This window comes from Hoeflea sp. YIM 152468, from assembly GCF_029210485.1.
Taxonomy (GTDB): Bacteria; Pseudomonadota; Alphaproteobacteria; order Rhizobiales; family Rhizobiaceae; genus Hoeflea.
Genome location: NZ_JARGET010000033.1, coordinates 60378 through 66431, shown reverse-complemented (window position 1 = coordinate 66431; position 6054 = coordinate 60378). Strand labels below are relative to the sequence as shown.

Here is a 6054-nt window from a genome sequence, read left to right as displayed (position 1 = left end):
ATTGGAGGGAACTCGGGTCTCAGGTCACCTGTGACAACCGCATTACTCCCAGCGAAGTCGAGAAACTGCTATCGAAGCTCCGTAGCTATCCTAATATCCAGACCGACAAACGGATTATCAATCTGAGAAATGCGGCAATGCTTTCGATTGCGGATGGCAGGATCACTGAGGAGGAATCTGATGACATCTGCACCTGGATTACCCACCTTGTTGGTGACAGCGCGAGTGATACCGGAATCGCGACCTTCGGGAACGTTGGGGTGATCGAAGGTGCGCTTGAGGATCACAACGAAATCATCTTCGACCAACGAATGTTCGTTTTGACAGGTAAGTTCACACTCGGCCCCAGAAAGGCAGTTCAAGTGATGATTTGTGACCGTGGAGGCGAATTCAAAAATACGGTGTGCAGGAAAACGGACTATCTCTGCGTGGCGACAGAGGCCTCACGAGACTGGCGGCATAGCCACGAAGGCAATAAAATCATTAAGGCCATTGAGTTGCGAGAAAAAGGTAGAATTCCGAATCTGGTTCATGAAGGCACTTTGGCGCAAGCATTTTCACGTTAGCCTGTCTTTTGGGGCAGTTCTCGTCGGAGCTTAGTAGCCGACCTCACTTGGTATTACTGCCGGATACCGACTGAGCATTGTTGCCACTGATGCAACGATCGGATCGTTGTAACCTTGTGATTTAAGTAGGAATTCGAGGCATTCAAGCAATGCCTTGAGCTTGTTCGGAGGGGCTGCGGGCACCCCAGCTTTTTTGAAGTGCCCCAACTCTTTCTGGAAACTGCGATTGAACAAGCGGCCGTGATGGGCGCAGTCATTCCGCAGATCGTTCAGAGCCTTGATCCAGTTTTCCAACAATTTGTAGTTCGGCATCCCGAAGGCAGTTGTCAGATCGTTTTGCATCGATGTTGAAAGCTGTTCGAGCATGAAGCTCAAATTTCCAAACGTCATGAACTCCTTCATGACCCAGATAGGTGGTATCATCGGCGGATTGTATTCGTCGAAATAATGTCGAGCCCGCGGATCGTTCTTTTTATAGAAGATGTCAGAAATCCGCCCAACTGCCGAAGCGCGTGTTTTTTTCGTCCTGTACGCGCTGTTGTCGAAATAGGGATGCGAGCTGTACCTCTGAGACAGTATCTCAGATAGTTGATTACGGAGCGCTATCTCGAATCGGCCGAGATGAAGAAAGCTGAATAGACGCAACTCCTCATCGAGTTCGTACAGCGCAATTATGTCTTCGAATTTCGTGCCTGGGATGAAGGGCTTGCCGGGAACCTTAATCTGCCGCCGACTGAGGAAGTAGATGCGCAGGCGTTCGTATCCAACTTGCGCAATCTTTTTCTCTGCGAACTGTCTAGTCGGACCAGGGAGAGGTAGACCGCAACCCTCAAGGTGCTGAGCATGTTGTGCTGGGGTCCTATGAGGTTTTGTATAGGGTCTAAGCGCCATCAGTCAGGCACCCCAGAATGCAAAAGGGCCACCCTGTTGCACTCCTTTCGGACGTGTGGTGACCCGTAGCTCGACTAATATGCTCATTGTCATCTCATAAATCAAGCGAAAATGTATCTGGTGGCCAAAATCTCGCTCAGCCACACGTTGGATAGCACGCAACCACCAATTGATGCAATGAACCGGGTTGCGTCGGTGTCGGTGCCGCTTCGGCAGGTCGTCAAAATCGTCCCTTGACATGCTGATGCATGTTCCCTATTTGTTCCGTATCGTTTCGAGACATCAGCAGTAATCCGTTTACGATACCGATCGAAGTGCCTCACACAGAGGCAGAATCTGCCCATCTCGGGCTCGCCATCGATCAGTAAACCGGGTACCAGGACAACCGCTGACCACAGGAGCCAGGCATGAACAGAATAGGCATACAAGCACACTGACTGCACGGACGGTTTCCCGTCCTGGTAGTCGGCGTATGCCCTAGTTTTGTTCTTTGTCTAAGGGGTCTCCATGCACTTCGCACGTCAGGTTTCCAAACACATCGCGCTTCGTCAGGCAGGCCTCGGCTTCCTGAGCATGCCCGCGATCAAGAATCCCCGCACCTTCGGTAACGCCAACCGCATGACCGAGAACGGCTCTGCCGATGCCGCGGAATGTGGAATAACGCGGAATCGTCGTAGGTGCGACGACTGAAACCATCTTCTGGAAAGAACCCGTTGCCGAACGCGCTGTTCGCAAGCCTCCTGCCACCCACGGCAGGACCCTTCGTGGTTTCTCGGTGTTCAACGACGTAGTCGTCTATCACGAGAGCGACCTTGAGCGGCGGGTGTCAAAGGTTCTCCAGCTCCGCAAGGATGTCAAAGCCATTTACTCTCAGTTCCCGGTGCTTCTGTACCGCGATGCCGAGGGCGTGTTGCGTGACCACATCTGCGACTTCTGCGTCGTTTTCGACGATGGCGAAGTCGTCGCGGTCGCGGTCAAGCACGCCAGCAAGTCGGATGTGATGACCGACCTTCTGGCACGTATCAGAGCCGAGGGGTTCCTCAGGAAAAACAAGAACGGCACCACGACGCCAGGTGCCATCAACGACCTCCGCCTCATGACAGAGCGCGAATCCACGTACGGCGCATTTGAGAACGCAGAGCGTATCCTGCGCGCCCGACGCATGCGCAACGATGCGGAGTTCTCCCGCGCCTATGACGATGCACAGAAGTTTCACGGACGTTTTCGGTTCGGAGACCTCCTGCGAGGCTGCGAGGATCGCGCGGCCCGTCGAACGGCGCTTCTTCTGCTGATCGACGAAGGGGTGCTTCGCACGGAGACGCCTGGCCGCATCGACGACCTGACCGTGCTGAAGGTCCACCGCTAATCCCACCCACCTGCCGAATGCTGTTGCCCTACGAGGAGCCTGCCATGCTGACTGAATTCCAAAAACCGAACGTCTTCCACCACGCCGTCGTCAGGATGCGACATGCTGACCGATTTACGGACGGCAAGGTGAACTGGAAGCCCAAGAAGCAGGACAGTGACGGCTGGACTTTCGCCAATGAGGAGGACAGTCGGGACGAGCGCTTCATCCCGCATCGCGAGGTGTACACGAAGCTCGTGAGCGGCGGTGCCAAAATCCGCTACGGCTACCACGCGCCCGAGAACCAGCGCCTCCGTGCGATTTTCGGTGACAGCACGTTCTCGGACATTAATGGGAAGCGTCGTAAGCTGGCGCTGTTCCGTGAAAAATTCATCGAACGCTTCGATGCTGAATGGCGGAAGCTCGGGAAGAAGCCACGCTGGTCTACGGAGAAGTTCGAGGCCACCCTCCGCGCCTGGCGCAAGGAAATCCTCGACGAGATGCTGGACCTCAACGATGAGGATGACGAGACACGTGCCGACGAAATGATTGTGGTGGAGGCTTTTCCGACCCCGTCGGTGAAGACGTTCCGTCGCGACTACAAGCGCTATCACGCATGCGGTGGCGATATCCTCGGCATCGTCCACCGTCACCATGGTCCTGGCTTGCATTTGCGCAAGGTGGACGCGGACTCGGTGGCCTTCGCCCACAAGGAGGCGATGAACTATATGACGGACCGGAAGCCCACCATGGCGCAGGTCTATCGTGATTATGTAGCAGCCTTGTCCAAGCTGAACGAGGACCGTCCGACCCCGTTGCTGAAGATGACGCGGCACAAGTTCGAAACGATCATCTCCAACTTCGACGCGTTCGATAAATGGGACGGCCGTCACGGGCGCGCCTCGGCGCTCAAACACTTCGGGATGGCCAAACGCGGCATCAGCGCATTGTCTGTCGGCGAGCGCATCGAAATCGACTTTTGGAACGTCGATCTCATGACGCTCTTCGTCGAGACGGGAATGTGGGACATCCTGCCTCCCGCCTACAAGGAGGCGGTGGTCGGCAAGCGCATCTGGTTCGTGGCGGCGATCGATGTCGCCACGCGGTACGTCCTGGCGTTCAGGGCAAGCTTGAACCCGAACGCGGTTTCAACTGCCGCGGCGATCCGCATGATCATGTCGGACAAGCGGCATATCTCCGATTTTGTCGGGGCGGAGACATCGTGGTTCGCTATGGTCCAGCCGCGCGATATTTTTAGTGACAACGGCAAGGAGTTCGCCAACGAACTGGTCGAGGGCATCATGCGTGCCGCCAAGATCACGTTCAACCGACCCCAAGCTGGCAACCCGAAGGCGCGGCCTTTCATCGAAAGTCTGTTCCATTCGATCGGGCCGCTGATCGCGGCGTATTTCACGGGCAGGACGTTCGGCTCGGTCGCGGAAAAGGGCGACTACAATCCCGAACACCAGATCAGCCTGCAGGTGGACGAGATGATCCGTCTCTTCACGTTTGCGATCTGCGACATCTACCACAACAAGCCGCACAGCGGCCTTGGCGGCGGAACGCCTCACAATGCCTTAACCAGGGCTGTCCAGGAGGAGGGCATCGAGTTCCCGAGCCAGGACCCTGACTACATGCTCCATGTCTTCGGCACCAGGTTCAAGCGGCGCATCGGCCAATACGGCATCCCGTTCATGGGCATTCCGTACGGCAACGACGAGCTTCACCGCCAGCGCACAAAATTCGGCCAAATGGAGTTCGAGATCAAGGTCGATCCCGAAAACCTCGAACACATCGCCGTGCGGGGCGACGAGGGGTGGTTCGTCGTCAAGAACATGGTCGACCTTGGTCCCAACGTGACGCTGGCCGAATGGATCGCGGCGCGCGATACGCTCCGCACCCAGCATGCATTGGAGGCCGAGGCTGGCCTTGAGGCGATGAACCGCGCCATCAACCGCATCCGCGAGAGCGGGCAGGCCGCGGCACTGCGGGCGAACCTCACACCCCGCCATCTGACCGCAGAGCACTACGAGATCGTGGAGGCTGAGCTTTTCGGAGCCTGGGAGGCAGTGCGTTCCGCAAATACGCCTGCTCTGACACAGCAGTTCGCTCTGCCCGACGATCCTCTCCGCAATGGCTCGGTATCCGATTCCCTTGCGGTCCCAGCCTTCCACGAGGAACGCGAACGCGACGCCCGGAAGAAAAAGAAGGCTGCCGTGATCGAGCAGTCGTCTGAAATCACGCCATCAGCCGAAATCCCCACCAACTACTACGAGGAGTACTGAGAATGGAAAATATCGTGTTGAACACCGCGGCAACTGATTTCGAAGCCCTGAAGCTCGAAGTTCATCTCGACTACATCGAGGGTCCACGCGACCCCATCATTGCTGAACTGCTCCAGGAAATGGTTCAGAACGCGAAGGACTGCATGCGCGGAGGTGGTTCTCGGCGGCGCGCGCTTTTTGTGATCGGTCCATCTGGCAGCGGCAAGTCTTATTCTCTCCGCCACCACCTGGCCCGCATCCCGGGCTTCCAGAAGGGCTTGAACATTCATGGGGAAGAGGTGGCCCCACTCCTGAGCATTGAGGCACCCAAGCCTTGCACGACGAAGGACTTGGCCATCGCAATTCTGAAGGCACTGGATATTCCCGCAAGGAAAAGGCAGACGGAGGGTGAACTCTTCGAGACGGTCAAGACGCAGTTGCGGGAGCGTGGAATTTTGTTTTTGCACATCGACGAGGCGCAGCATTTGCTTCGTCACAAGAGCAAGGACGCTGTGCTTGATGTTCAGGACTGTCTGAAGACGCTGATGCAGATGAAGGAGTGGCCCCTGCATGCCATCTATTCAGGTGTCCCAAGGCTCGCTTTGTTGCGTAGTGATGATGAACTGAAGAACCGTTCAAGAGTCCAACGTATTTATCCCATTGCGCAGAATGATAAGCCAACCCTTCGCGGTATTGTTTCCGGGGTGGCTGAAAAATGCGAGGTGGGAGTTCTCGAAGAGGTGCTTGCGGACGATTTCCTTGGACGGCTTTGTCACGCATATAGCGGGTCGTTCGGCACCATTGTCGAGGCAGTTCAGGCTGGGTGTTTCCTCGTGAAACAGCGATCCGCGAGCCTCGATATCAGAGCGTTCGCGTACAACTACCAACGTGATTCAGGTTGCCTGCCCAGCGACAACATCTTCCGCGCCGCACGTTGGAGCGAAATTGATCCATCCAACTCTCTGTCCGACCTGGAAGGAATTTGATT

Annotated in this window: 5 protein-coding genes; 4 read left to right on the top strand and 1 reads right to left on the bottom strand. The window is 56.1% G+C overall.

The genetic code is table 11. From position 1 onward, the window contains the following. Positions 1-566 (top strand): BRCT domain-containing protein (locus tag PZ897_RS17840; RefSeq protein WP_275753987.1); only part of this gene is annotated, 566 nt, incomplete at its 5' end. 30 nt (positions 567-596) lie between these two features. Here the strand turns inward: PZ897_RS17840 and PZ897_RS17835 are convergent. Then, on the bottom strand, positions 597-1457 hold the full coding sequence (locus tag PZ897_RS17835) for an Abi family protein (protein WP_275753986.1): 861 nt from the start codon (positions 1455-1457) through the stop codon (positions 597-599). Between the two features lie 775 nt (positions 1458-2232). On the opposite strand from PZ897_RS17835, the gene PZ897_RS17830 reads away from it, so the two are divergent. From PZ897_RS17830 to PZ897_RS17820, 3 genes are read left to right on the top strand one after another with little or no spacing between them, the layout of a single operon-like run. Beyond that, positions 2233-2823, top strand: coding sequence for a hypothetical protein (locus PZ897_RS17830; RefSeq protein ID WP_275753984.1), 591 nt, complete (start codon positions 2233-2235; stop codon positions 2821-2823). A gap of 44 nt (positions 2824-2867) precedes the next feature. Further along, the gene (locus PZ897_RS17825; RefSeq protein ID WP_275753983.1) at positions 2868-5087 is read left to right on the top strand and encodes a Mu transposase C-terminal domain-containing protein; all 2220 of its coding nucleotides are present in this window, start codon (positions 2868-2870) and stop codon (positions 5085-5087) included. Between the two features lie 2 nt (positions 5088-5089). Then, positions 5090-6052, top strand: coding sequence for an ATP-binding protein (locus PZ897_RS17820; protein WP_275753982.1), 963 nt, complete (start codon positions 5090-5092; stop codon positions 6050-6052). Positions 6053-6054 lie beyond the last annotated feature (2 nt).

Bases quoted from the DNA above. Each gene is read 5' to 3' on its own strand.
- PZ897_RS17835 (WP_275753986.1), bottom strand. From the start codon at position 1,457: ATGGCGCTTAGACCCTATACAAAACCTCATAGGACCCCAGCACAACAT.
- PZ897_RS17825 (WP_275753983.1), top strand. From the start codon at position 2,868: ATGCTGACTGAATTCCAAAAACCGAACGTCTTCCACCACGCCGTCGTC.
- PZ897_RS17820 (WP_275753982.1), top strand. From the start codon at position 5,090: ATGGAAAATATCGTGTTGAACACCGCGGCAACTGATTTCGAAGCCCTG.